General features: G+C 71.1%; 17 protein-coding genes. 14 read left to right on the top strand and 3 right to left on the bottom strand.

All coding sequences use genetic code 11. The features are described from left to right. Positions 1 to 14: 14 nt before the first annotated feature. From ACPT94_RS27020 to ACPT94_RS27000, 5 genes are all read left to right on the top strand, one after another. Positions 15 to 941: a DUF6807 domain-containing protein gene (locus ACPT94_RS27020; protein ID WP_360332741.1), complete on the top strand. Its 927-nt coding sequence runs from the start codon at positions 15 to 17 to the stop codon at positions 939 to 941. After that, positions 935 to 1,696 (top strand): cupin domain-containing protein, encoded by a 762-nt coding sequence (locus ACPT94_RS27015; RefSeq protein ID WP_360332744.1) that lies wholly within the window; start codon positions 935 to 937, stop codon positions 1,694 to 1,696. Before ACPT94_RS27020 ends, ACPT94_RS27015 begins: the two co-directional genes overlap by 7 nt. A gap of 242 nt (positions 1,697 to 1,938) precedes the next feature. After that, positions 1,939 to 2,343: a hypothetical protein gene (locus ACPT94_RS27010; protein ID WP_360332747.1), complete on the top strand. Its 405-nt coding sequence runs from the start codon at positions 1,939 to 1,941 to the stop codon at positions 2,341 to 2,343. Positions 2,344 to 2,359: 16 nt separating this feature from the next. Beyond that, entirely contained in the window at positions 2,360 to 4,597 is a 2,238-nt protein-coding gene (gene tap, locus ACPT94_RS27005; protein WP_425247029.1) for a telomere-associated protein Tap, read from the top strand. 74 nt (positions 4,598 to 4,671) lie between these two features. Continuing rightward, positions 4,672 to 5,412: a VOC family protein gene (locus tag ACPT94_RS27000; RefSeq protein ID WP_360332753.1), complete on the top strand. Its 741-nt coding sequence runs from the start codon at positions 4,672 to 4,674 to the stop codon at positions 5,410 to 5,412. A gap of 151 nt (positions 5,413 to 5,563) precedes the next feature. Here the strand turns inward: ACPT94_RS27000 and ACPT94_RS26995 are convergent, their stop codons facing one another. Then, positions 5,564 to 6,106 carry a GNAT family N-acetyltransferase gene (locus tag ACPT94_RS26995; RefSeq protein ID WP_425247028.1) on the bottom strand — a complete coding sequence of 181 codons (543 nt, stop codon included), beginning with the start codon at positions 6,104 to 6,106 and terminating at the stop codon, positions 5,564 to 5,566. Positions 6,107 to 6,266: 160 nt separating this feature from the next. On the opposite strand from ACPT94_RS26995, the gene ACPT94_RS26990 reads away from it, so the two are divergent. Continuing rightward, positions 6,267 to 7,763 (top strand): alpha/beta hydrolase, encoded by a 1,497-nt coding sequence (locus ACPT94_RS26990; RefSeq protein ID WP_360332759.1) that lies wholly within the window; start codon positions 6,267 to 6,269, stop codon positions 7,761 to 7,763. Between the two features lie 160 nt (positions 7,764 to 7,923). On the opposite strand, the gene helR is transcribed toward ACPT94_RS26990, so the two are convergent. Then, complete coding sequence (helR, locus tag ACPT94_RS26985) at positions 7,924 to 10,080, bottom strand: RNA polymerase recycling motor ATPase HelR (protein ID WP_360332762.1); 2,157 nt, start codon at positions 10,078 to 10,080, stop codon at positions 7,924 to 7,926. A 463-nt stretch (positions 10,081 to 10,543) separates the two neighbouring features. Between helR and ACPT94_RS26980 the strand changes: the two genes are divergently transcribed. From ACPT94_RS26980 to ACPT94_RS26970, 3 genes are all read left to right on the top strand, one after another. Further along, positions 10,544 to 11,161 carry a LysE family translocator gene (locus ACPT94_RS26980; protein WP_425247027.1) on the top strand — a complete coding sequence of 206 codons (618 nt, stop codon included), beginning with the start codon at positions 10,544 to 10,546 and terminating at the stop codon, positions 11,159 to 11,161. Between the two features lie 337 nt (positions 11,162 to 11,498). Next, positions 11,499 to 12,893 carry an FAD-binding oxidoreductase gene (locus tag ACPT94_RS26975; RefSeq protein WP_360332768.1) on the top strand — a complete coding sequence of 465 codons (1,395 nt, stop codon included), beginning with the start codon at positions 11,499 to 11,501 and terminating at the stop codon, positions 12,891 to 12,893. Positions 12,894 to 13,014: 121 nt separating this feature from the next. Further along, the gene (locus ACPT94_RS26970; RefSeq protein WP_360332771.1) at positions 13,015 to 13,515 is read left to right on the top strand and encodes a GNAT family N-acetyltransferase; all 501 of its coding nucleotides are present in this window, start codon (positions 13,015 to 13,017) and stop codon (positions 13,513 to 13,515) included. Between the two features lie 115 nt (positions 13,516 to 13,630). Here ACPT94_RS26970 and ACPT94_RS26965 read toward each other — a convergent pair whose 3' ends face one another. Further along, positions 13,631 to 16,744 (bottom strand): S8 family peptidase, encoded by a 3,114-nt coding sequence (locus ACPT94_RS26965; RefSeq protein ID WP_425247026.1) that lies wholly within the window; start codon positions 16,742 to 16,744, stop codon positions 13,631 to 13,633. A 557-nt stretch (positions 16,745 to 17,301) separates the two neighbouring features. Here ACPT94_RS26965 and ACPT94_RS26960 point away from each other — a divergent pair. The 5 genes from ACPT94_RS26960 (at position 17,302) to ACPT94_RS26940 (ending at position 24,787) form a co-directional block, all read left to right on the top strand. Continuing rightward, complete coding sequence (locus ACPT94_RS26960) at positions 17,302 to 17,829, top strand: SigE family RNA polymerase sigma factor (protein WP_360332776.1); 528 nt, start codon at positions 17,302 to 17,304, stop codon at positions 17,827 to 17,829. Positions 17,830 to 17,939: 110 nt separating this feature from the next. Then, on the top strand, positions 17,940 to 19,139 hold the full coding sequence (locus ACPT94_RS26955) for a hypothetical protein (protein WP_425247025.1): 1,200 nt from the start codon (positions 17,940 to 17,942) through the stop codon (positions 19,137 to 19,139). A gap of 587 nt (positions 19,140 to 19,726) precedes the next feature. Continuing rightward, a complete protein-coding gene (locus ACPT94_RS26950; RefSeq protein ID WP_425247024.1) occupies positions 19,727 to 20,671 on the top strand; it encodes an ABC transporter ATP-binding protein in 945 nt (314 codons plus the stop codon). Then, complete coding sequence (locus tag ACPT94_RS26945; RefSeq protein WP_425247023.1) at positions 20,668 to 22,026, top strand: ABC transporter permease; 1,359 nt, start codon at positions 20,668 to 20,670, stop codon at positions 22,024 to 22,026. The genes ACPT94_RS26950 and ACPT94_RS26945 overlap by 4 nt, the downstream gene beginning before the upstream one ends. Positions 22,027 to 22,030: 4 nt before the next feature. Next, positions 22,031 to 24,787: an alkaline phosphatase family protein gene (locus ACPT94_RS26940; protein WP_425247022.1), complete on the top strand. Its 2,757-nt coding sequence runs from the start codon at positions 22,031 to 22,033 to the stop codon at positions 24,785 to 24,787. Positions 24,788 to 24,897: the final 110 nt, after the last annotated feature.

The following is a 24,897-nucleotide window of genomic DNA, read 5'->3' as shown; positions in this document are numbered from 1 at the left end:
CCCGAGGAGCGCGCATGAGCATCCGCGTCCGTCACACCCACGGCGACCACATCGCGGTCCAGGCGCCGAACGGCACGGAGATCCTCCGCTACGTCTACCGCCCCGACCCCGACGCCTTCGAGTCCCGTAAGCCGTACGCCCACCCGGTCCGCACCCTCGCCGGGCGCACGGTGACCGGCTACCGGCCGAACGACCACCGCTGGCACAAGGGCCTGCAGATGACGGCGAGCCACCTGTCCGGGCAGAACTTCTGGGGCGGCAACAGCTACGTCCACGGCCAGGGCTATCTGGCCCTGCCCGAGCGGGTCGGCTCCATGCGGCACGACGGCTTCGCCGACTTCACCGTCGAGGACGACCGGCTCGCCTTCACCGAGGAGCTCACCTGGGTGGAGAACGGCGGCGAGGAGTGGGCCCGCGAGGCGCGGGGGCTCACCGTCCACTCGGTCGACGAGGAGGCCGGCGCCTGGGCCCTGGACTGGTCGATCCGCCTCACCAACATCCGCGACCGGCCTCTCGCCTTCGGCTCCCCGACCACCGCGGGCCGCGAGCTGGCCGGCTACACCGGCCTGCAGTGGCGCGGCCCGCGCGACTTCGCCGGCGGCACCGTCTTCGCCCCCGACAGCGACGCCGACGCCGGGAAACTCATGGGCGCCCAGGGGCCGTGGCTGGCCTTCACCACCGAGCACGACGGCGTCGACGGCCACTCGACGCTCGTCTTCGCGCACGCGCCCGAGAACCTCGACGGCACGGCGGCCGTCCACGAGTCGCACTGGTTCGTGCGCTCCGCACCGTTCCCCACGGTCGCGTTCTCCTGGGCGTTCTTCGAGGAGTTCGAACTACCCCCGGGCGAGTCCTTCGCCTACCGCTACCGGGTCGTCTTCGCCGACGGCGCCTGGGACCGCGACCGCGTAGCCACCCACCTGGAGGGCCTGCCGTGGTGAACGAGCCCAAGCCCACCCTTCCCCACCCGCTGCCCGGCGCCGTCGGCCTGTCCCACCTCAGCGCCTACGACTGGGAGGCCGCCGACGGTGTGTGCGGCGGCAGCCCCCACCTGCACCTGGTGTGCACGGAGGCGTACGTCGTCACCGGCGGCCGCGGGGCGGTGCAGACGCTGAGTCCCGACGGCTACCGGGACATCCCCCTCGAACCCGGCGCCGTCGCCTGGTTCACCCCGGGCACCGTGCACCGCATGGTGCAGGGCGGCGATCTGCGCATCACCGTCCTGATGCAGAACAGCGGCCTGCCCGAAGCCGGGGACGCCGTCTTCACCTTCCCGCCCGAGGTGCTCGCCGACCCCGAGGCGTACGCGGCCGCGGCAACGCTCCCGCCCGGCACCGGCCCCGAGACGGCGGCCGCCGCCCGTCGGCGCCGCGACCTCGCCGTCGAGGGCTACCTGACCCTGCGCGAGGCGCTGGTCGCCGGCGACAACGGCCCCTACCTGGAGTTCCAACGCGCGGCCGCCCGCCTCGTACGCGACAAGGTGCCCACCTGGCGCGAGTTGTGGCGGGCCGGCGCCCTGGCCACCGCCGAACGCACCGGCGCCCAGCTCGACGCGCTGGCCGACGGCGAGCCGTCGTACCTCTCCGAGGCCACGGCGCACGAGGCCGCCCCCACCCGGCTCGGCGGCTTCGGCATGTGCGGCCGCAGAGACGAGTACACGCTGCCCGGCACGACACTGCCGTACCACGGCGCATAGCTTCGCAGCCGCTCACGGCGCCCTCCGCACACAGTCGACGAGGTCCGAGGAAGTCCCGGTCGCCGTGGAGTGGCCGAACCACTCCACCGCCCCCTGGACGGAGTGAACGACGTGCCGCGGAGGCGCCGGCGCTGACGGCGTCGGGGTTGCGGCGCTCCGCTGCCGCGCGGTGGGACCAGCCGACACGACGCAACGGAACAACGGTTTGTTGTCCCGTTGCGTCGCAGAGGTAAGGTGGCGCCATGGCTGGTGAGGTGTGGGATGCCGCCCGGGAGCGATTGTCCGCGTTCGCGGAGGATCCCTCCCCCGACTGGGCTGAGGCTCGGCGTCTGGAGCAGGATGCCGTGCTGCTGGGTGGGCTGCTCGCGGCTGCCGCCCCTCGTCAGCAGGGCGACGGACGACGGCCGGACACCGTGGCTGCCGACGGGGTGAGCGCGGATGACGTGGGTGCGGCGTTGAGCTTGTTCGGGGAGATGCGCGTACGTCTGGACCGACTGGAGGCCCAGGTGGTCCTCGAGGCCCGGCGCCGTGGCATGGACTGGCGGCGGATCGCTCAGCACCAGGGCCTGAACTCCTCCCAGGCCGCCTCCCAGCGCTATCAACGGCTGATGACCCGCCTCGAAGAGATCCGTCAAGGCGTCCGGTAGGGGAGGGGGAACACCGATGACCGACCAGCCGGAGTTGTTCGCCGCCGTCGACGCGCTGCTCGCCGCCGTCGACGACGGCAGTGTGCTGCCTCCCCCCGCCGAACGGGCCAGGCTGCGCGAGGCCGCCGGGCTGACCCAGGCCGCCGTCGCCCAGGTGCTCGGGGTGCGCGTGCCGAGCATCCAGGCGTGGGAGGCGGGCCGGGCCGAGCCGAAGGGGGAGCGCCTCGAGGCCTACCGGCGACTTCTCGAAGGCCTGGCCCGGCGTTACCCCGCGCCCGCCGACAGGCCCGGTTCCCTGCCGGAGCCGGAGCCGGAGCCGGAGCCGGACCCACACACCGACCCGGACACGGGTGCGGCTGCCCCTGCCGTGCCGCCGGCGCCCTCTGCCGTGCCGCCGGCTCCCCCTGCCGAGTCCGCAGCGCCGCCTCGCCGGGCAGGGCGCACCGGGGCACAGCCGTCGCGGCGCCCGGGCGCGGCGAAGACCACCGCGCGGAAGACGACCGTGACCGCGTCAGCCGCCGCCGACGCGCGGTTCGAGAACGGGCCGCTCGCCGTCGTCGACGCAGACCAGGACGGCCAGGTCGTCGCGTACTGCGTCGGCGGCCTCGTCCTGGACGTGCCCGCCGCGTCCCTCCCGGCCCTGGTCGACTGGGCCCTGAACGAGGCCGGACTCGGCGCGCCCCGGCTGAGCCCCCACGGCAAGGACGCCGATCCACTGCTGGTGCTCACCGAGGCCGCGTCGGAGCGGTACGGGCTGCCGGTCCGCCTGACCAAGGAGGAGCGCCTCGCCGGACGGATCCCCGACGACCACAAGGCAGTCAAGCAGTTGCGGCGCGCCGACTGGCAGCTCACCCGGCGCGGGCTCGGCCCGTGGGCGCGGATCTACCGCCCGGCGCAGGGCGGCAGACGCCACTGCGTCCAGTTGTGCATCCCGTCCTGGGACGCGCTCGACGCCCGGATCTGGGACGGGGCCGCCGAGCTGCCGCCACCGGAACTGGCCCGGCTCCTGGGCACCTACGCGCAGCGGGTGATGATCCCGCGCGGTTCCACCGCGGTGACCGGCCTGGAACTGATGACCGCCCTGCACCCGCCCACCCGCGCGAGCCGGCCGGACGAGCACGGCAAGCGGCACAGCGAGCACAATCCCGGCTCCCTGGGCACCCAGCCGGTCGACTGCGCCCCGTGCGAGGCCCCCGACGGGCACCCGCTGCTCGCCGGCCTGCCCCGCTTCCACCAGCGGGGTCCGGAGGAGATGCTGCTGGAGGAGGCGTACGACTGGGCGCGGCCGCTGACCGACGCCGAGTGCCTCAAGCCGTACGTCGTCGGCATCGACGTCAACCTCGCGTTCGGCGCCGCCGCCAACGGCGCGGTCGTCGGTCTGGGCGCCCCGGTCCACGTGAAGAACCCCCCGTTCGACCCGAAGCTCCCCGGGAGCTGGCTGGTGGACCTCTCCCACGTGGACCTGTCGCGTGTCCTGGTCGGCAAGGAGTGGCGGCGGCTCGACGCAGAGCTGCTGCCCAGCCCGTTCACACCGAGAGGCGACCGCCCCGAGGGCCCGGCCTGGTACGCGACACCGACCGTGGCGTACGCGGTGGAACTCGGCTACGACGTCGCACCCCTCGAGGCGTGGGTGCGACCGGACAACGGCCGCTATCTGGACGGCTGGTACAAGCGGCTGCGGGACGCGTACGTCACCACCATGGCCGACCTGGGCGTCACCGGCGACATGCCGCCCGAGGAGTTTTTGGCGGCGATGGACGGCCACCGGCAGCGCGACGAGCACATGGCGATCGTCCTGTCCGCGATCAAGGCGACCGTCAAGGGCGGCATCGGCAAGCTGAGGGAGCGGCCGCGCGGTGGCGGGTGGCGTCCCGGCCGGCCGTGGCCGGCTCTCGCCCGCCCGACGTGGCGGCCGGACATCCGCGCCGCGGTGATCTCACGGGCCAGGGTCAACATGCACCGCAAGATGGTCACGCTCGCGGCGGCGACGGGCCGCTACCCGACGGCGGTCCTGTCCGACTGCGCGGTGTACGCCGCCGACGGCCCCGGCCCGCTGCACGTCCTGCCCTACACCGCCGACGGAAAGACCGTGCCCGGCAGCTTCCGGCTCGGCGTCCTGCCGGGGATGGTCAAGCACGAGGGCACCCAGACCACCCTGTGGGCCGAAGGCATCCGCGAGGAGCACGGCCCGGACCTCAACCTGGCCCGGTACATCAAGTCCGGCGAGGTCACCGCACGGGACGACGGAGAGTAGGGCAGCCGGCCGGTCGATCCCTGTTCGGCGACGGTGCGGATGTCGTTGCGGAGCGGGCGCATAGGATCGCCGGCATGGCACTGCGACCCGTGATGGTGAACATAAAGGCTCTTGACGCCTCGGCGGTCGGCCGGTTCTGGGCGGAGGCGCTCGGCTGGACTGCTTACAACCCCGGCGTGACCACCTACGTCGGACCCTCCGGCGGCCTCGTGTGGCCGGACCCGGTCGCCGTCGGCATCGACGTCGTTCCCGTCCCGGAACCCAAGACGACGACGAAGAACCGTGTGCACCTCGATCTCGCCACCACCTCCGCGGCCCATCAGGCGGAGTTGGTCGAGCGCCTGAAGGCTCTCGGTGCGACGCCCGCCCACGTGGGCCAGGGCGACGTGCCGTGGACGGTCCTCGCCGATCCCGAGGGCAACGAGTTCTGCGTGCTGGAGCCCCGGGAGATCCACCGGGACACCGGGCCGATCGCCGTGGTGGTGGTCGACTGCGTGGATCCGCGGGCCATGGCCCGGTTCTGGGGTGAGGCGATGGACTGGACCCTGCACGAAGTGACCGACGATCACGCGGTGTTGCGCTCCGCCAAGGGTGTCGGCCCGTATCTCGAGTTCCTCCGCACGCCCGACGTGAAGACCGTGCCGGACCGCGTCCATCTCGACCTGCTGCCGTACCCCGGTGACGACAAGGAAGCCGAGGTGGCCCGGCTGCGGGCCCTCGGCGCCACCGACCTCGACGTGGGCCAGGGCGACGTCCCGTGGACGTGCCTGGCCGACCCGGAGGGCCACGAGTTCTGCGTCCTCGCCCCGTCCTGACGCGGAGCCTTGACGGCACCCCGACACATGAGCCTTGTGTGCTCATGCGCCATGGACCCTGGGGCCGGGGGGAGATGGACCCGGGGGGGAAGAAAGCCGCCACGGCGAGGCGACCGGGAGTCGCGCGCCGAGCGGGACGTCGCCGCCTCGATCAGGCCTGCCGAAGAGGAGCCAGGTCGAGGCGCAGCCGGAGGTAGTGCCCGTCGCCCGGACCGGGCCGACGGTGCCCATCGGTCTTCCAGCCATGCCGGGCGTAGAAAGCCTGGGCCCGGCTGTTGCGCTCCCACGCTTCGAGCACGCCGGCCGTGAGGGAGGCATCACGAAGGAACTGTACGAATGCCGCGTGCATCCGGCTGCCGATGCCCTGCCCCCACCGCCCGGGTCGGACGTGGATCTGGTAGAGCTGGCCGACGGCCGCGGCATCCAGGTCGGCGTCCAGCGGAGGGCCCATCGCCAGGACGCCCACCGTCTCGTCCTCTCGCACGGCGCACAGCACCGTCCGGGTGTCGTCCTGCAGGGCACGCAGCCACATCTCCCGTCGACGCACGCGTGCCGCAGGATCGGTGAGCTCCGCCTCCGGCAGTCCCCCCGCCTGGTAGTACGCGGTGCGCGCCTGAGTATGCAGGTCGGTGATCTGGTCCAGGTCGTGAAGGTGCGCGGTGCGCAGCATGGTCCGAGAAGCCGTCACACTCATCTGACGCGCACGCCTCGATGGGCGGTTCCCCACTCGACATACGTGCGCAGTCCCTCACGCCACGGCACTGACCGTAGGACCGCACGGGGGCAAGCCCCCGTCGGCACACGCCAGTTGGCAGGATGTCAGAGAGGTGCCCTGGGCCGCGAAGCTCGTACCCATGACAAAGATCAAGCGCAACGCCGCCCTGCTCGCCGCCTCAGCCGCCGTGCTGAGCCTCGTGCTACCGCTCACCACCGCGACCGCTTCGACGACCGACGGTCCCCAGCCGCCGCCCCTCGACTGGACCACGTGCGAGGGAACAGGGCTCGACGCCCGGCAGGAGTGCGCCACTGTCGAGGTGCCGATGGACTACGCCGCCCCGAACGGCAAGAAGATCAGCATCGCGTTCTCCCGCATCCCCGCCGAGGACCCCGAGGCGCGCCGTGGCGCCCTGCTGATGATCCCCGGCGGACCCGGCGGCGGCAGCCTCAACGACCCGTCACGCAAGGGACAGAAGCTGCCGCAGGAGGTACGGGACGCCTACGACCTGATCGGGTTCGACCCCCGTGGATACGGCCGCTCCACGCCGGTCAGCTGCGACCTGGAACAAGGCGACCTCGCCCGGACGAAGCTCCTTCCCTGGCCCGCTCCCGACGGCTCCGTCACGGAGAGCATGACCACCGCGCGGCGGATGTCGGCGGCCTGCGCCCGCAACGGCGGCGAGTTGTTGCGGCACATCAGCTCCGCCAACGAGGCCCGCGACCTCGACCGCATCCGGGCGGCGCTCGGGGAGCGGAAGATCTCCGCCTGGGGCGTCTCGTACGGGACGTACGTCGGCGCCGTGTACAGCCGGCTGTTCCCGCACCGCACCGACCGCTTCGTGCTGGACAGCAACGACGATCCCGACCCCACCCGGGTGGGCCGAGGCTGGCTCGCCGCGTTCGAGGCCGGCGTCGAGGACAACTTCCCCGAGTTCGCCAAGTGGGCGGCGGCACCCGGCAATCCCGACCGCGTGGCCGACGCCCCGGCCGAGGTGCGCCCGCTCTTCCTCCGTCTCGCCGCACGCCTCGACCGCGAACCCGTTCCCTGGCCCGGCGCCAACCCGGACGAGCTCAACGGCAACGTGCTCCGCCAGGCCATGCTGGACAGCCTCTACGACCCCGACAACTACCCCCGCCTGGCCCGGCTGATCCTGAACGCTCAGAAGGGCACGGCGCCCCCCGCGCCCTCGGCGCCGCCCGAGTCCGCTCTGCAGAACGCGACCGCGATCTCCATCGCCACCCTCTGCAACGACGTCGCCTGGCCGACGTCGAAGGCCGTGTACGAGAAGGGAGCCGCCCGGAGCCGGGCCGAGCACCCGCTGACCGCCGGCATGCCGAGGAACGCGACGGTGTGCGCCGCCTGGCCCTACCAGCCCAAGGAGCCCCCGGTACGGATCACCGACCGTGGCCCGTCCACCATCCTGCTCGTCCAGAACGAGCGCGACGTCGCCACTCCTCTCAGCGGCGCCCTGAAGCTCCGCGCCGCCCTCGGCAGGCGCGCCGTCATGGTGACCGTCGACTCCACCGGCCACGACGCCTACCTCGCCAACGGCAACGCCTGCGGTGACCGGACGGTGTCCCACTTCCTGGCGACGGGGGAGCGACCGGCCCGCGACCTCCACTGCGACCGATAGCGGTCCGTCAGGTTCTGGTTCCGCTGATCGGACACAGGCCGCTGCCGCCGGCTGACCCCGTCGCCGGCAGCGGCCTCAGCGGTGGTCGTTCTCCTTGAGCTCGGTTGAAACCCGGCCTTTCGATGCCGGCGCCGTACGCCTCCCCGCCGGTAAGACGGCGTCAGGAGCTCGTGAGGACGACGAGCTGCTGGGTCGCTCGGGTCATCGCGACATAGCGGTCGACCGCTCCCTCGACACCCTTGCCGAATGTCTCCGGGTCGAGGAGGACGACCAGGTCGAACTCGAGCCCCTTGGACAGCTCCGGGGTCAGCGACCGGACACGCGACGTCGCCGGGAACGCGGGATCGCCGATGACGCAGGCGATCCCGTCCGCATGTGCGGCGAGCCAGGCGTCGAGGATCGAGTCCAGGTCCGCGACGGATCCGCGGACGACGGGGACGTCGCCGCTGCGGATGGAGGTCGGCACGTTGGCGTCGGGGAGCACGGCCCGGATGACCGGCTCGGCCTCCGCCATGATCTCGGCCGGCGTCCGGTAGTTGATGCTCAGGGAGGCCAGGGCGATCCGGTCGAGTCCGATCCGCTCGAGCCGTTCCCGCCACGACTCGGTGAACCCGTGCCTGGCCTGGGCGCGGTCCCCGACGATGGTGAAGCTGCGGGACGGGCACCGCAGCAGCAGCATCTGCCATTCCGCGTCAGTCAGTTCCTGAGCCTCGTCCACGACGATGTGTGCGAACGGGCCGGCGAGCCGGTCCGGGTCGGCGCTGGGCAGGGCGCTCTCGTCGACCAGCGAGTTGCGCATGTCCTGTCCGTGCAGCATGACCAGCACGCCCTCGCCGTCGTCATAGGTCTGGGCCTCGAGCAGGTCGTCGATGACCCTGGCCATGCGCTCCCGTTCGGCGGCGACAGCGGCGTCATGCCGGCGCTTGCGCCGTGACGCCTCCGGGTCGCCGAGCCGCTGCCGTGCCGCGTCCAGGAGGGGCAGGTCGCACACCGTCCATGCCTGGGCATCGGCGCGCTGCAGCTTGCGGACGTCGTCACGGCTGAGCCAGGGAGCGCACATCCGCAGGTAGGCGGGTACCGACCACAGGTCCCCGACGAGATCAGCCGCTTCGAGCAGCGGCCACGCCCGGTCGAAGGCCGTGACCAGCTCCCGGTTCTGCAGCAGCGACTTGCGGAGCAGCCCCGGCGGGACGTCGTCACCGTCGTGCTTGTCCGCCAGGATCGTGAGCAGCTCCTCCCAGATCTGGTCGCGCGCCTCGTTGTGCGGGACACCGGGCTCCGCCGCGTCGAACGCCACGGCCCAGTCGTCGGCGCTGAGCCACAGGTCGGACCAGGGCGTCGTGACCGTCATCCCCTCGGTGGGCGGCTCCTCGTAGAACCCGACGGCCGGCTCGATCGCCCTCACCATGTCCGCGGACGACTTCAGACGGGCCACGTCCGGGTCGGCCTCGACCCCGGCTGCGGCTCCCTCGGCGACGAGGTCCCGCAGGGTGCAGGTCTGCACGCCCTCCTCTCCGAGGCTGGGCAGGACGTCGGCGACGTAGGCCAGGTACGGCCGGTGCGGACCGACGAACAACACTCCGCCCCGACGGTGACCGAGACGGGGGTCGGAGTGGAGAAGGTAGGCCGAGCGGTGCAGAGCGACGACGGTCTTCCCCGTGCCCGGGCCGCCGTCGACGACGAGAGCGCCGCGGGAGCCCGCCCGGATGATGGCGTCCTGGTCGGCCTGGATGGTGGCGAGCACGTCGCGCATCCGCGGCGACCGGCTGCCGCCCAGGCCGGCGATGAAGGCTGACTGGTCGTCGAGCGCGGCGTGCCCTTCGAGCCCGTCCGCGGTGAACACTTCGTCCCAGTAGTCGCTGATCCGGCCGCGGGTCCAGCGGTACCTGCGGCGGCTCGCCAGACCCATCGGGTTGGCGTGGGTCGCCGCGAAGAACGGCTCGGCCGCGGGGGAGCGCCAGTCCAGCAGCAGTCGACGCCCCGCGTTGTCGGTGAGGCCGAGTCGTCCGATGTACACGGGCTCCGGGGTGTCCGCGCTGACGATGCGTCCGAGGCACAGGTCCAGACCGAAGCGACGCAAGGTGCGCAGACGACCGGTCAGGCGGTGGATCTCCGCGTCCCGGTCCATCGCCTGCCGGCCGATGCCGCCGGGCGCCCGGCGCTCGGCGTCGAGGCGGTCGGACAGCTCGGCGATCGCCTGCTCGAGGCACTCGGCAATGGCCGCGAAGTGCCGCTCGTCGTCGGCGATCAGAGCCGGGTCGGCCTTGGGGGAGAGGCGGTCCGGCAGGTCGAACGCGCTGGTGGTCAGAGGATTCACGCCATCAGCTCCGCTCCGAGATCGCCGTGAACTCCAGCCCCGTATACCGCCAATAACACACGCACTTCGCGAATCCCTCATTCCCATAGGTTCTGCTCTCGGTCGGCGATTCTCCGGTACGACCCGGGTCTTGCCGCAAGCCCCCCGGTGCGCTATAGGTTGAGAGTGGCAAGGAGCGGGTGTTCCCCCTTGCCCTTCGGCCCCGTCACCCGCTGTGGACGGGGCGATCTCCTCCCCTGGCGACAACGCGCCATGTCCCCCCCAACGCGTCAGCGCCATCTGCCCTGCTCGGTGACGGTCGGGCCGCTATCCAGCTGTGAGGGGTAGTTTTTTGCGGATCAGGGCGCTGTGCAGAAAGATCCTCCCTCAAGAATCGCGATGCCGAGGAAAAGACGGAAACACTTTCGGGCATTTCCCGCCTAACCTTCCCTCCCGGAGCAAGGAACACGAGAAGGACGGGTCCATGGACACGACGACGCTGGCGGCCTTTCTGGCGGTCGATCTGCTGCTGGTGTTCGCTCCGGGAGCGGACTGGGCCTATGCGATCGCCGCGGGGCTGCGGGAGCGGTCGGTCGTCCCCGCGGTCGCCGGGCTGCTGGCCGGATACGCCGGTTACACCCTGCTCGCCGTGGCCGGCCTGGTGGTGCTCGTGGCGAGCTCGCCGGGCCTGCTGACGGCGCTCACCGTCGCGGGGGCCGCCTACTTGATGTGGCTCGGCTGGGGTGTCGTGGCGCGACCGGCGGTTGTGAGCGCGTCCGCGCAGACCATGTCCTCCTCCCGCCTGCGGGTGATGCTCAGGGGTGCCGGTATCAGCGGTCTGAACCCCAAGGCGCTGCTCCTGTATTTCTCCCTTTTCCCGCAGTTCATCGACTCCGCCGCAAGCTGGCCCGTCGCGGCACAGACCGGGCTGCTCGGCACGCTTCACATGGCTGCGTGCGCCGTGGTCTATCTCGCCGTCGGTCTGCTCGCCCGTACCGTGCTCAGGACCCGGCCGTCGGCGGCCCGGGCGGTCACCCGCGTCTCCGGCGCCCTGATGATCGTCATCGGTGGCTTCCTCCTCGTGGAACGCCTGGCCGGCTGACGGGTCCGCCTCGGTGTGCGGTGGTGTGGCCGAGGACTGCGGCGGCACTGCGGCGTCACGGCCGTGCGGGGCGGCGGTGTCGGATTGCAGGGCTTCCGCCCTGGCGAGACGCTGGTCATGTCGGCGCCACGGTTCGGCTGTGAGCGGATGCACCGGCGTCGGCCTCCAACCCCACACCGGCAGCCCAGGCCTTACGACAGAAACAGGAACGGGAACGGCCGCGGCCCTTCTGTCCGTCCGGGGCCGAGCGGCGGCGCTCTCGGAGCGGGCTCTCCGATGCCGGACGTCCTGGTGAAGACGCCGCAGGGGACGAGTCGACCCTCCCCGGGAGATTTTCATGGACACCTCAACCTTGGAAGCGATGAGGACCGTACTGCGCGGGCCCGTCACCGGCCCTCAGGACGCCGACTACCACCAGGCCCGCAAGATCTACAACGCCATGATCGACAAGCGTCCCGCTGCCATCGCCCGCTGCGTCGATGCCGGGGACGTCATGGCTGCCATCAGGTTCGTCCGCGACCAGGGACTGGAACTCGCCGTCCGCGGAGGCGGGCACAGCGGCCCCGGTCTCTGCCTCGTGAACGACGGTGTCACCCTCGACCTGTCCCCGATGCGGGGGGTGCGCGTCGACCCCGCCGCGAGGACCGCCCAGGTCGGCGGCGGAAGCCAGCTCGGCGACCTCGACCACGCCACCCACGCCTTCGGGCTGGCGACGCCCTCGGGCATCATCTCCATGACGGGCGTCGGCGGGCTGACGCTGGGCGGCGGCCACGGCTACCTCACCCGCAAGTACGGCCTGACCGCGGACAACCTGCTGTCCGCCGACGTCGTGCTGGCCGACGGCAGCTTCGTCACCGCGAACGCGGACGAACACCCGGACCTGTTCTGGGCCCTGCGCGGGGGCGGCGGCAACTTCGGGGTCGTGACCTCGTTCACGTACCGCCTCCACCCGGTGGACACGATCGGGTTCGGGGTCACCGTGTGGCCGGTCGACCGCACCCGCGAGGTGCTGACGTGGTACCGCGACTTCCTTCCGCAGGCGCCGGACGACGTCTACGGCTTCTTCAACCTCTTCACCATCCCGCCGGCCCCGCCGTTCCCGGAGGAGATCCACGGCCGGAAGGTGTGCGGCGTCGTGTGGTGCCACACCGGTGACCTCAGCCGCTTCGAAGAGGCGCTCGCGCCGGCGCAGGAGCCCGGACCGCCTGCCTTCCACTTCACGTCACCGTTGCCGTATCCCATGCTGCAAGGCAGTTTCGACGAACTGATCCCCACCGGGTACCAGTGGTACTGGCGGGGGGACTTCTTCGACAGCATTCCGGACTCCGCCGTCGACGTGCATCTCAAGTACGGCGAGAACCTCCCCACCCCGCTGTCGCTGATGCACCTGTATCCGGTCGACGCCGCCGCCCACCGAGTGGCCCCCGAAGACACCGCATGGGGCTACCGGGACGCCGTCTGGTCCGGGGTCTTCGCCGGAGTCGATCCCGATCCGGCCAAGGCCGAGACCATCAGGCGGTGGTGCGTCGACTACTGGGAGGAGATGCATCCCCATTCCATGGGCGGCGGCTATGTGAACTTCCTCGGCGAAGGCGAGGACCCGGGGCGCGTCCGGGCCACCTACCGCGACCAGTACGACCGTCTCGCGCAGATCAAGAGGACGTACGACCCGGACAACGTCTTCCACGCCAACCAGAACATCAAGCCCGCCGCACAGCCGGCAGCCGGATGAGCCCTGCTTGATGGCCTTCACCGGCTTCGGTGTCGGAGGAGGAACAACACCTGTGCCTCCCGCGCGCTCCCGGGCCCACAACTCGCTGAAGTCGGCCATGGCCGCGTGACAAGATGCGGGCATGCGCTCCGACGTCTCACTTCACCCTCTTGACGAGGGGCTGCTCAGGGAGCTGCTGCATGCCGCGGTCGAGGACGCGGACCCCGCGGAGGTGATGCCACCGGTTCCCGGCCCTGATGGATGGACACCCGAGCGTCAGGCCGCATTCGTACGGTTCCACGCGTCGCGGTCGCTGGCCGCCGACCCTGTGGAAGCCACCTTCGCCGTCGTCGTGGGGGAGCGGGTGGCCGGAGCCGCGCGGCTGTGTCCGTTGGAGGGACCGGCCGGGGCCGTCGAGGCCGGCGTATGGATCGGACGCTCCTACCGCGGCGTCGGCGTGGGCAGGGCTGTGCTGGGGTGCCTTGTGGACCGGGCCCGGGCCGACGGGTTCGACGTGCTGTTCGTGAGCACGACACCGGACAACACGGCTGTCCGAGCACTGATGGCCGGCATCGGTGTGGACCTCGTCCGTGACGGTGACGTGGCCACGGCGTGGGTGGACCTCGCCGCGGAGGCGCCGTAGCCGGCGAAGCCGCCCCGTGCGCGGGCATCGGTTCGAGGCAGGAGCCGCGGACGACACGGTGCGACGGCCCGGCCGACGGGTGTGTCGGGCAGGGCCGTCGCGGTGCCGTGCGGGATCACTTGCCTCGGTAGGCGTTGCGGATCGTCTGGGTCAGGGTGTTGCCCTGCTGGTCGACCACGACGGCGCGCAACGAGACGCCCTGGCCGGCCGCGGGGTTGCGGACGAGGAACCCGCCCTTGCCCACCTTCGCCTTCTTCCAGGTCTTACCGTCATAACTGACGTCGACGGTGAGCGACTTGAGGTTCTTGCCGGCGGCGGCGCCGCGAACGGTCACCGGTACCCGCAGGAGCGCTCCGGCCTTGGCCGTCGAGTCACCGTCGAGACGCGGCGCGAAGCGGACCACGGAGACGGGCAGTGCCTCCTTGGCGGTGGTGTGGCCGGAGGTGAAGGTCCACGTCGCAGAGACCTCGGTGGGCGCGGCGTAGGAGCCGCCGCGGGAGGCCGTCGCCGTGAGCCGGAAGGCACCGGCCTCCGCCGGGACGGTGACACCGCCCCCGCAGCTCAGCAGGCCCGGTGAGGAAGCGACCTCGACCCCGTTCCGGTACAACGCGGCCGAGACGGTGTCCTCGACCCCGTAGCTCCAGTTGCCCGTGCCGTCCCGGAGGAGGCTGAGGCATCCCGTGATCTGGTCACCGTTGCGCGAGACGCCCTCGTCCTCGCGGGTTTCCAACGCGGGGCCGAAGACTCCGACGCCCAGATCACGGCGGTACGGCTTTCCGGCTTCGTACCGCTGGATCCCCGTGCCGTGCGTCAGCTCGCCCCCGTTCCCCGCGTCGTCGGCCTGGTCCAGCCAGACGGACCAGTCGGTACCCGCCGCCGTCACGTACGTCGTCGCCGCCACGGGCAGCGCACGCGTCACGCCCGGGGTGAAGAGGGAACCGAAGATGCCCGGGGCGAACGGTTGAGCGACGAGCAGCCCCTGCTTTCCGGCGACCGTGGCCCCCAGTCGTGAGTGGATCTCCGCCATCTCCTCGGGCTTCGCCCGATGCGAGAAGCCGGTGGCCAGGCGGTTGCCGTCGTTGCCGTAGGCGAACCGGTACGCCTTCGTGCCGTTGACGTCGAGCGCGCCGAACTGCTGGTACAGGGTGCCCTCGGTCGCGAAGTCCGGACCGAGTCGTGCGCTGCGCATGGTCGCGAAAGAGGTGCCGGCCATACCGGTCGAGGTGTTGAAGTCCGGGGTGGTGAGCTCGGTGAACATCTCCGCGAACACCCGCTCCGCGGCCGGATCGGGACCGATGATGTCGATCGGCTTCGCGGTACGCGCGTCCAGCGTGACCGTCGTGTCCTTCGCTACCTCGAAGTGCGGTGCCGTTATCCGGCTCTGGACCGCGTCCGAGCCGTTGATCGTCGCATCGAGGTAGTAGATCCCCCTTGGCAGACGCACCGTGTAGACGCCTGTCCGGCGGTCCTCCGTCGCGTAGTCCTGGCCCGCGACGCCGGCACCGGTGAGCCGGTACAGCGAGGGCCAGTAGGTGGTGGCCGGTTCGCCGTCGGCGCCGAGGTGCCGCACCGTCACGTCGTACGCCTCGACCTCACGCTCGACGGCCGCCGTCGTCCTGACGGTCTGGTCCGTGCCCCGGGCCGTCACGACCGCGGTGTACACGCCGTTGACGTCGCCGCCGGGCCGGGTGTCGGCCGTCAGACCGACCGTGGCGCTGCCGTTCGCAGGAACGGTCAGCCGCTGCGCGTCGACCGTGAACATGCCTGCCGGCGCGGGCTTTCCGTCGGGCCCCACGGCGGCCACCGACAGGTCGAAGGTGACCGGCTCACTGCCCAGGTTGCGGTAGGTGATCCGCTCGGTGGCGGATTCGTCGTCCGTGTGGGGGTAGGGCTGCCGGGCGAACGTCACCGATGAGGGTTCGGCGACGACCGTCTGTCCGAGAGCCGCGCCGACGTCGACGCGACCGCTGCCTTCCGTGAACACACCCGTGCCGGCCGGGCGGACACTGGCGACGAGCGCGGCCTTGAGCTCGGCGCTCCTCCAGTCGGGGTGCTGTTGCTTCAGCAGCGCCGCCGCGCCTGCCACATGCGGGGTGGCCATCGACGTGCCCGAGATCGTGGAGTACCCGGGCGGCTGTTCCCCGGCTTGCCGGGCGATCAGGCTGTCGGGCGCCACGGCGGCGGTGATGTCCACTCCGGGCGCCGTGACGTCCGGCTTGATCACGAGGCCGTCGGCGGTCGGACCGCGGCCGGAGAGCGGGGCGGCGGCGTCGTTCCCGTCGACCGCTCCCACCGTCAGCGCCTTTTCGGCACTCCCGGGCGAATCGACGGTGCCCGCGTCCGGGCCCCTGTTGCCCGCGGCGGCGACGAACAGGACGCCGCGCTCGACCGAGAGCCGGTTGACGGTCTCTTCCAGCAGGTCGACGCCCGGCTGGTCCTCGCCTCCCAGGCTGAGGTTGACGATGTCGGCGTTCTGGGCAGCCGCCCATTCCATGCCGGCGATGACGTCGGAGTCACGGGCGTACCCGTCGTCGCCTGTCACCTTCGCGTCGAGGATGCGGGCACCCGGGGCGACCCCCTCGAACGTGCCCCCGGACTTCGCTCCCGTACCGGCCGCGATGGATGCCACATGGGTGCCGTGGCCGAAGCGGTCCTTGGTGTCGGGGGAGTCGGAGAAGTTCTGCTCGGCGTCCTGCCGGCCCTGCAGGTCGGGGTGCGACTCGTCGACTCCGGTGTCGAGGACCGCGATACGCACCCCACGGCCGTCGTAGCCGGCCTGCCGTGCGGCGGGTACGCCGATCTGCGCCGTGCTCTTGTCGAGGCTCGCCTTGCGCAGACCGTCGAGGGAGATCCGCCGCAGCCCGGGGTCAGCGGTGAGCTGTCCGGAGCGGGCCGGACTGGAGGGCCGGGTGAGGGTCTCCCAGAGGTTTCCCGCCAAGGCGTCGGGCACGGTGACGGCCTCGGCGCCGATCCGGGGGAAGGAGCGGCGGACCTTCGCTCCGCCGTCCGCACGCACCTCGGACCTCAGACTCCGGGCCGCTTGCCGGGCGGCGCCGCTCGCCGCCGTGTCCTGGTAGCTGACGATCAGCCGGGTACCCGACGCGTGGCGCTTCCGGTACGCGGCGCCGTCGAGTTCCTTGATGTCGAACAGCCGCTCGTCGACCTGGCCGTTGTCGATGAGCGGCCGGGCGTCGAGCGGGACGACCAGGGTGTGGGCCTTGGTTCTCATGACCCTGACGGGGATGTTCTCGCGCCCCTTCCCGGGCACGATCCGGACGGGCTCCCCCGCCGCGCTCACGCCCACTCTGTCACCCGTGACCAAGGTGATCCAGCGGGCCACAGGGGCGGTGCCCGTCCCCGTGACGGTGGGCGATCCGGTGCCGGCTGACGCCGCAGCAGTCCGACCGGGCGGCGATGTGGCCGACGACGGGGCGGCGGTGGCGGGCAGAACGCTGACCGCTCCCGCGGCCAGTGCGAGCACCGCTGCCATGACGACCCTGCCGGGTCGGTTGTGTCTCTTGCGCAACTGTCCCCCTCGAAGAGGCGTTCGGGGCACACGAGGGAACATGTGCCTCACTCTCCACAGACGCGGTGAGCGGAGCGGAATGTGTCACTACCAGTTCTCACAGCTCCTGATGAGTCGCGTCGCCGCGCACACGCCCGACTGCACGACCGCGAGGGGCTGCTGACACTCCGTCGGACTCTCGGTGAATCCGTCTGCAACATTTGCGGCGGTCCACCGCGTCTGTGAGGTGTAGGCCGACGGAAAGGCGCCGAGGGGTGGGAATGAGAAAGTCCCGGACGTGGTCCCGGACGGATGAGTTCATGGAGTTCGCCGCAGGGCGCGCGGGGCATCTGCATCGCGCCGCGTGCCTGCTCACCAGCGGAGACACCCACCTCGCCGAGGACCTGGTGCAGGAGACGCTCAGTCGGATGTATGCCCTGTGGGGTCGTATGTCCCGGATCGACAACCCTGCGGCGTACGCCCAGACGGTTCTCGTCCGTACGTTCCTCACCCAGCGGCGGAGGTACTCCGCCGCCGAACGTCCCCTGGCGGAACTGCCGGACAGTCCCGCCCTCCGCGACGGGGACGACCCGGCTCTGCGGCTCGCTCTGCTCCAGGCCCTTCGTGAGCTGCCGCCCAAGGACCGGGCCGTGGTGGTGCTGAGGTACTGGGAGGACCGCAGCGTGGAGGAGACCGCCCAGGCGATGAACGTGAGCTCCGCCGCCGTGCGCAGCCGGTCGAGCCGGGCGCTCGCCAAGCTCCGCGAACGGCTGGGCGGCAGCCTCGCCGAGCTGACCACTCAGGTCTGACCTCCTGCCGTTCGACTCCCCTCCACGGCGAACAGCCGGGCCGACGCGAGCCCGTCTCGTCCGCCCCTCCGCTTCCCATCCGCACCAACACTTGGAACTGGTGGTTCCGCATGCGCTTCGAAGACGAGCTCGGGAAGGCACTCCGCGACACGGCGGGCGCCTTCACCGCCGACCGGCGTTCCCTGGCGGAAGGCAGCCTGGCCCGCGGCCGCCGCAGGGTGGCCCGCCGCCGTGCCTCCGTCGTCGGCGGGAGTGCGCTGGCCGTCGCCCTCCTGGCCACGGCCGGTGCCCAACTGGGTGGGCAGCACGGCGACGACAAGGCTCGCGGCGACCACGCTTCCACGCCGTCCCTGGCCGGTGACTACGGGCACTTCGCGGTCACCGCCGACGACATGAAGAACATCCTGGAGAACGGCATGGGCCAGTCCGGGATCGTCCATCTGCACGAAAAGGTGCGCGGAACGGGCAGCTCCGACCGGGCCCGGCCCGCGACGGCCACGTTCGACTTCGAGGACGGCTGGGGCGCGGCGAGAGTCACGCTCTCGGTGCGCCGCGTCGACCCTGCCGAGCAGGACCTGAAGAAACTGATCACCTGCCCGCCGCAAAAGGGCTCGCCGTACGAGGAGTGCACGACACAGCCCGACAACCGGGCCGTGAAGGGGTACACCGAGGCGGGCAAGGCGGGCGGCGTCAAGAAATGGGCGGTCACGATGGTCTCGCCCAACGGATACCTCATCGAGGTCGCCACCTACAACGTGCCGACGGCGAAGAAGGCCGCGTCTGCACCCCTGAGCCGCAATCCCCGTATGACCCCGGGTAAGTTGCGCTACTTGGCGATGTTCGTCGACGGCTCGTTCACCCGCGACGGGGAGCCCAACTCCTTCGGGACGGTCGACCCGGGCTCCGCGGCGCAGCCGGGCGACATCCTGCCCGTCCTGAAGTCCCTGCTGCCCAAGCGACTTGACATCCACTCGGAGGGAGGCAACGGAGCGCAAGGATATGTCGTCGTGGGCAACCCGAAGACCGGGGAGCGGACCTACATCGAGGCCCAGAGGATCGCCGGCGACAAGGAGTTCTGGACCGAGACCCTGGCCGACGGCACCAAGGTGGGCACCCGGCGGATTCCCGGCAAGCAGCCCGGAGTCGTGCAGCTCCGCGTCGACGCGCTCCGGGTGAACGGGCTGTGGATCTCCGTCTCCGCCTACAACGCGCCGAGCCCGGCGTCCCGAAGGAGCGGCACCCAGCACCTGATCACGGCAGAAGAGCTCAAGGCCATCGCCACCAGCCGAACCTGGCTCCTCGCGCGATAGCGCCCACCCCCGAACACGCCGACACCGCAACGGGGCGGCCCGGCCGGCCGGCGGGGCAGCCGTCCATTCGCCCGCCATACAGCGCAACTTGCTGAGAAAAAATCGTACGACCAGGCTCGGATTCGAGAACTACACCGAGGAATCAGGGTCGTTCGAGTACGGGGATACCTCCTCGGCCGATATCGGGCCGGAGTCCCCGGCGTCCGCCGTCCCGCCCGTGCCTTTCGCGCGGGCCGCGTTGCGGTTCATGCCCCGCGGTTCACCGATCGGACTCGGCCCCATCCGCCCGACTGACCAGGCAGCATCCCTTCGTGCCGGCAGCGCACCCGCCGCGCGGAACGCTACTTCGCAGGAACCCGGTGCGTCCAGGCTGCTTTACCCAATTCAGGCTCTCTGCTGACCAATTACTGCCCTTGGATTTGCCGACGCTTGCCGTCATCACGATGTGAAAAGGAGCGCGTCATATCGGCGGGCATCGGCGCGGCGAGTGCCGTGTCTTCTTCCGTTCCATCAACGTTCAATTCGCTGTTCCTGCTTGCGCTTTGTCCAGTCCCTAAGGTCCCTGAAGGCTTCGAAAGAAGGGACCCATGGACAGACTCCTTTCCATCCGGGCTCGCGGGATCACCAAGTGTTTCGGCGATGTCGTCGCGCTCAACGGCATCGATCTGGATGTGACGCAGGGCCAGATACACGGCCTGGTCGGTCCGAACGGCGCCGGCAAGACGACGTTGCTCGGCCTCCTGCTGGGCCTGGCCGTCGCCGACAGCGGCCGACTGGAGATCCTGGGTACGCCGGTCGGACGGGCGCTCGACGCTCCCGACGGTGTCGCCGGCTTCGTGGACGGACCCGGCCTCTACCCCTCGCTCACCGCCCGGCAGAACCTCGCCGCACTGGCCGAACTGCGGGGCAGCGACGCGCGGGCAACGGGAATCGACGACGTCCTCGACCAGGTCGGGCTCACCGATGTCGCCGACGACCGGACCCGCGGGTTCTCCCTCGGCATGCGTCAGCGGCTCGGGCTCGCCGCCGCCCTGCTCACGAAGCCCCGCCTGCTCGTGCTCGACGAACCCTCCAACGGACTGGACCCGGCAGGCAAAAGGCACGTACACGGTGTCCTCGACCGGCTCGCGGAGGACGGCACCAGCGTGGTGCTCTCGAGTCACCGCATGGACGACCTCGAGGCACTGTGCTCCGAGGTCACCATCCTCGCGACCGGACGGGTCGTCTTCTCCGGACCGTTGAGCAAGCTGGCCGCCGAGAACCGTGAACTCGACTACCGGCTGCTCACCTCCGACGCGCAGGCCGCCCGCCGGGAGGCTGTCGACACGGCCGGGGTCCACGTCGTCGACGGCGCCGGGGCCCGGCCCGGCGCCCGCGAGGGGCTCGTCGTACGCGCACTGGAGCCCGCGCTCGACGAACTGGTGAAGAGGCTCGTCCACGCGGGCATCGCGGTGCGCGAGCTCACCCCCGTGGTGTCGCCGCTCGAAGCCGCGTTCCTCGCCCTCACCGAGCAGGAGGAGGACGGCCGATGACCGCGACCGTCGCAGCCGAGCCCGCCGCACCCGCTCCTCGCGTCTCGGTGCCGCGCGGATACCGCTTCGAGCTGGTCAAACTGGTCTCGCAATGGCGGATCCGCCTGCTCGTCCTCGCCTGCTGGATCGCGCCGGCGCTCTTCGTCGCCGCGGTGGGCGGGCAGAGCACACTCCCCTCCGACACCCTCTTCGGCCGCTGGATGCACGCCACGGGGTGGGCCGGGCCGCTGGTGATGCTCGGCTTCGCGGGCACCTGGGCGCTCCCGCTGCTGACCTCGGTGGTCGCCGGCGACGTGTTCGCCTCCGAGGACCGGCTCGGCACCTGGCGCCATCTGCTCGTGGCGGTCCGGTCGCCGCGCCGGATCTTCGCGGCCAAGGCACTGGCCAGCCTCACCGTCATCCTGCTGCTGGTGGCCGGGCTGGCCTGCTCCAGCACGGTCGGCGGGATCGCGGCGGTCGGCGACCAGCCGCTGGTCGGCCTCGACGGCCACCTGCTGACGCCGGGGGACGCCGCGGAGAAGATCCTGCTCGCCTGGGTCTGCGCCCTCGCCCCGACGCTGGCCCTCGCCGCGATCGGACTGCTCGGGTCGGTCGCGCTGGGGCGGTCCCCGATGGGGCTGCTGCTGCCCCCGCTCGTCGCGCTCGCGATGTCGGTCGCCCAGATGCTGCCACTGCCCGTCGCGGTGCGCCTCGCCCTGCCCGGCTACGCCTTCATCTCCTGGAACGGTCTGTTCACCAGCCCGGCACAGCTGGCCCCGCTGCTCATCGGCATCGTTGTCAGCCTGGTGTGGGCCGTCCTCGCGACAGCGCTGGCCCACCTGCTCTTCCTCCGGCGCGATTTCACCAACCCGGCCTACGACGGTTCCGGGCGCCGGGCCGTCACCACCGGGCTCCTGCCGCTGGTCGGACTGACCGCCCTCACCGTCGCGGTGGTCGCCGTGGCGACCCCGTCGACGGGCTCCGGAATCGCACAGGACAAGGTCCAGCGGTCGGTCGCCACGGCGTTCGCCCACCTCTACCGCATGCAGACCGAGCAACTCCACCGCCCGGCCGTCACCGAGACGCAACTGAAGGCCACGGCGGCGTGCAACAAGGGCGACGGCCAGGTCGCCCCCCAAGGGGCGGGCAACGACTGGCGTTGCGTCGTCACCTGGCATCTTCCCGGCGCCGCGGCCGCGGGGACGGCCGTCTACCAACTTGACGTCGCCTCAGACGGTCGGTTCGTGGCCGACGGCGACGGACCGAAGGAAGTGAACGGCTACTTCCTGGTCCGCACCCCCACCGGGGACGCCCCGAACCCCCTTTGGCAGTTCGACGGCAACGTCGAACTGCTCGACACCACCCCGAAGGGATAGCACCATGCAGGTAACACGCCGGCGTCGGGTGAACGAGAAGGAGCAGGTCAGCCTGTTCGGCAGACGCGTCGGTCGCCGGACTCTGCTGGTAACGGCGGGCATCGCTGTCGCCCTCGCCGTCACGGGCACCGCCGCTGCCCAGACGTACCAGTTCGGCACCCAGCAGGTCGGCCAGGACACGACTGACGGCCAGGTCGTCTCCGCCGACCAGTACATCGCCCCGTACGGCAGCCGGACCGTCATCAACGACGGCAAGATCATGTCGTCCTCGGTCAGCCCGGACGGCACCCATCTCGCCGCTGCGGTCACCGACGGTGACGCGGCGCTGGTCGTCATGGACCTCAAGACCGGGAAGGTGAAGCAGAAGGTCGGCACCAACGCGGCGGACGACCTGCGCATCGGCAGCGGCTCCGTCGGCCAGGAGGGCCCGACGTACTCGCCCGACGGCAAGCAGCTGTGGCTGGGCCAGAGCGACGGCTACACCAAGTTCACCGTCAACGCCGACGGCACCCTCGCCAACCCGACGGCGGTCTCGATCCCGGCCGACGGCTCGAAGCACGCGCTCGTGGGCGCGGCGGTGTTCTCGGCCGACGGCTCCACCGTGTACTCCGCGGTCAACGGCCAGAACAAGGTGGTCGCCATCGACGCGGCGACCGGCACCGTCAAGCAGACCTGGGCCGTGGGCAACGCCCCCCGTGGCATCGCCCTGGTCGGCGACAAGCTCTACGTCAGCAACGAGGGCGGCCGTCCGGCCAAGGCCGGCGACACCACGATGAACTCCTACGGCACCCAGGTGCCGGCCAACCCGGACACCGGCGCCGCCACCACCGGCACCGTCAGCGTCATCAACGTGGCGAACCCGTCCGCCGCCGTCGGCAGCATCGACGTCGGTGTGCACCCGACCGCCGTGTACGCCAAGAAGGGCGCGGTGTTCGTCACCAACACCGCCGACGACAACGTGTCGGTCATCAACACCGCGAACGACAAGGTCGTCCAGACCATAGCCACCCAGCCGTGGCCGGAGGCGTCGGTCGGCTACGAGCCCAACGCGGTGACGCTCACCGACGACGGCCACCTGCTGGTGACGCTCGGCCGCGCCAACGCGGTCGCCGTCTACCGCTACACCTCCCCGCAGCAGCCGGCCGCCTACGTCGGCCTGCTCCCGACGGACTACTTCCCCTCGGAGATCACCACCGTCGGCAAGACCGTCGTCGTCTCCAACACCCGTGGCGTCGACGCCCGCCGCCCCACCACCAACGCCGGTCGCGGCACCCACGACACGACGTCCAGCCTGACGCAGTTCACGCTGCCGGACGACACCGTCATCAGGTCCGAGACGGCCAAGGTCTTCCAGCAGAACGGCTGGACCCCGGGCTCGGTCAAGCTGGCCCAGGGCAAGAGCCACACGAAGCCGGTACCGGTCCCGACGCGGCTCGGCGACCCCTCGACGATCAAGCACGTCTTCCTGCTCGTCAAGGAGAACCGGACCTACGACCAGGTCTACGGCGACATACCGAAGGGCAACGGCGACCCGTCGCTCACCCAGTTCGGCGAGAACGTGACGCCGAACCAGCACGCGCTGGCTCAGCAGTTCGGGCTGTACGACAACTTCTACGACGTCGGCACCAACTCCGCCGAGGGCCACAACTGGCTGATGCAGGCCGACAACCCGGAGTACACCGAGTCCTCGGCCGGTGAGTACACCCGCAGTTACGACACCGAGGACGACGTTCTCGGCCACCAGAAGACCGGCTTCATCTGGACCGGCGCGCAGGCGGCCGGCAAGTCCGTCAAGGACTACGGCGAGTTCCAGTCGATCGAGACCAAACCGTCCGACGCGACCTGGCAGAACCTGTACTGCGACGCCAAGAACATGGAGTCGACCGGGCAGCAGACCGCCTACCCCATTCGAACGGGCTCGGCGATCCCGTCCCTCAACAAGGTGTCGGTGCCCGGCTTCCCGCTGTTCGACCTCAGCGTTCCGGACGTCTACAAGGAACAGATCTGGAAGCAGGACTTCGAGAAGAACGGTCCGGCGAACCTGAACATGTTCTGGTTCTCCAACGACCACACCGGCGGTCCGCCGAGCCCGGCCGCCGAGGTCGCGGACAACGACCTCGCGGTCGGCAGGATGGTCGACGAGATCACGCACAGCAAGTACTGGAAGGACTCGGCGATCTTCGTCGTCGAGGACGACTCCCAGGCCGGCCTTGACCACGTCGACGGCCACCGCGCCCCGGTCCAGGTCATCAGCCCCTACGCCCAGCACGGCACCGTCGACAGCCACTACTACTCGCAGATCACCATGATCCGCACCATCGAGCAGATCCTCGGGATCCACCCGATGAACCAGATGGACAGCGCGGCCACCCCGATGTTCGGCGCGTTCACCCGGAAGCCCAACTACACGCCGTTCAAGGCGCAGCCCAACCGGACCTCGCTGACCCTCGGCCTGAGCAGCCAGCCCTCCTGCGGCTCGGACACCCCGGCACCGCAGGACCCGGGCGCGGCGCCCGCGCAGACGTCCGTGACGGTGCCGACGGCCGAGCAGAAGGTCGCGGCGCAGTGGAAGGCCTGGCAGTCGCACCAGCGGCTGACCGGTACCAAGGCGGTGCCCGACTTCGCCAACCCCGAGCAGATGAACCGGCTCACCTGGTACGAGACGCACAACTGGGCCAAGCCGTACCCCGGTGACAGCAAGATCTACGCACCCGACGACGTGCCGGGCGCCTACATCCCGGCGTCGGAGTCCGACGGCTGACGCAGCCCGATCACCACGGCGGGGGGGGGGGGGGGGGGGGGGGGGGGGGGGGGGGGGGGGGGGGGCGCCGGGCGGGGGGGGGGGGGCCCGGGCGGGGCCGGCCGCCGGGG

This window comes from Streptomyces aurantiaciflavus, from assembly GCF_049808595.1.
Taxonomy (GTDB): Bacteria; Actinomycetota; Actinomycetes; order Streptomycetales; family Streptomycetaceae; genus Streptomyces.
Note: the sequence above shows the minus strand (reverse complement) of the source record. Positions and strands in the feature narration are given on the sequence as shown.

Bases quoted from the DNA above. Each gene is read 5' to 3' on its own strand.
- ACPT94_RS27020 (WP_360332741.1), top strand. From the start codon at position 15: ATGAGCATCCGCGTCCGTCACACCCACGGCGACCACATCGCGGTCCAG.
- ACPT94_RS27010 (WP_360332747.1), top strand. From the start codon at position 1,939: ATGGCTGGTGAGGTGTGGGATGCCGCCCGGGAGCGATTGTCCGCGTTC.
- tap (WP_425247029.1), top strand. From the start codon at position 2,360: ATGACCGACCAGCCGGAGTTGTTCGCCGCCGTCGACGCGCTGCTCGCC.
- ACPT94_RS27000 (WP_360332753.1), top strand. From the start codon at position 4,672: ATGGCACTGCGACCCGTGATGGTGAACATAAAGGCTCTTGACGCCTCG.
- ACPT94_RS26995 (WP_425247028.1), bottom strand. From the start codon at position 6,106: ATGAGTGTGACGGCTTCTCGGACCATGCTGCGCACCGCGCACCTTCAC.
- ACPT94_RS26990 (WP_360332759.1), top strand. From the start codon at position 6,267: ATGACAAAGATCAAGCGCAACGCCGCCCTGCTCGCCGCCTCAGCCGCC.
- ACPT94_RS26980 (WP_425247027.1), top strand. From the start codon at position 10,544: ATGGACACGACGACGCTGGCGGCCTTTCTGGCGGTCGATCTGCTGCTG.
- ACPT94_RS26975 (WP_360332768.1), top strand. From the start codon at position 11,499: ATGGACACCTCAACCTTGGAAGCGATGAGGACCGTACTGCGCGGGCCC.
- ACPT94_RS26970 (WP_360332771.1), top strand. From the start codon at position 13,015: ATGCGCTCCGACGTCTCACTTCACCCTCTTGACGAGGGGCTGCTCAGG.
- ACPT94_RS26965 (WP_425247026.1), bottom strand. From the start codon at position 16,744: ATGAGAACCAAGGCCCACACCCTGGTCGTCCCGCTCGACGCCCGGCCG.
- ACPT94_RS26960 (WP_360332776.1), top strand. From the start codon at position 17,302: ATGAGAAAGTCCCGGACGTGGTCCCGGACGGATGAGTTCATGGAGTTC.
- ACPT94_RS26955 (WP_425247025.1), top strand. From the start codon at position 17,940: ATGCGCTTCGAAGACGAGCTCGGGAAGGCACTCCGCGACACGGCGGGC.
- ACPT94_RS26950 (WP_425247024.1), top strand. From the start codon at position 19,727: ATGGACAGACTCCTTTCCATCCGGGCTCGCGGGATCACCAAGTGTTTC.
- ACPT94_RS26945 (WP_425247023.1), top strand. From the start codon at position 20,668: ATGACCGCGACCGTCGCAGCCGAGCCCGCCGCACCCGCTCCTCGCGTC.
- ACPT94_RS26940 (WP_425247022.1), top strand. From the start codon at position 22,031: ATGCAGGTAACACGCCGGCGTCGGGTGAACGAGAAGGAGCAGGTCAGC.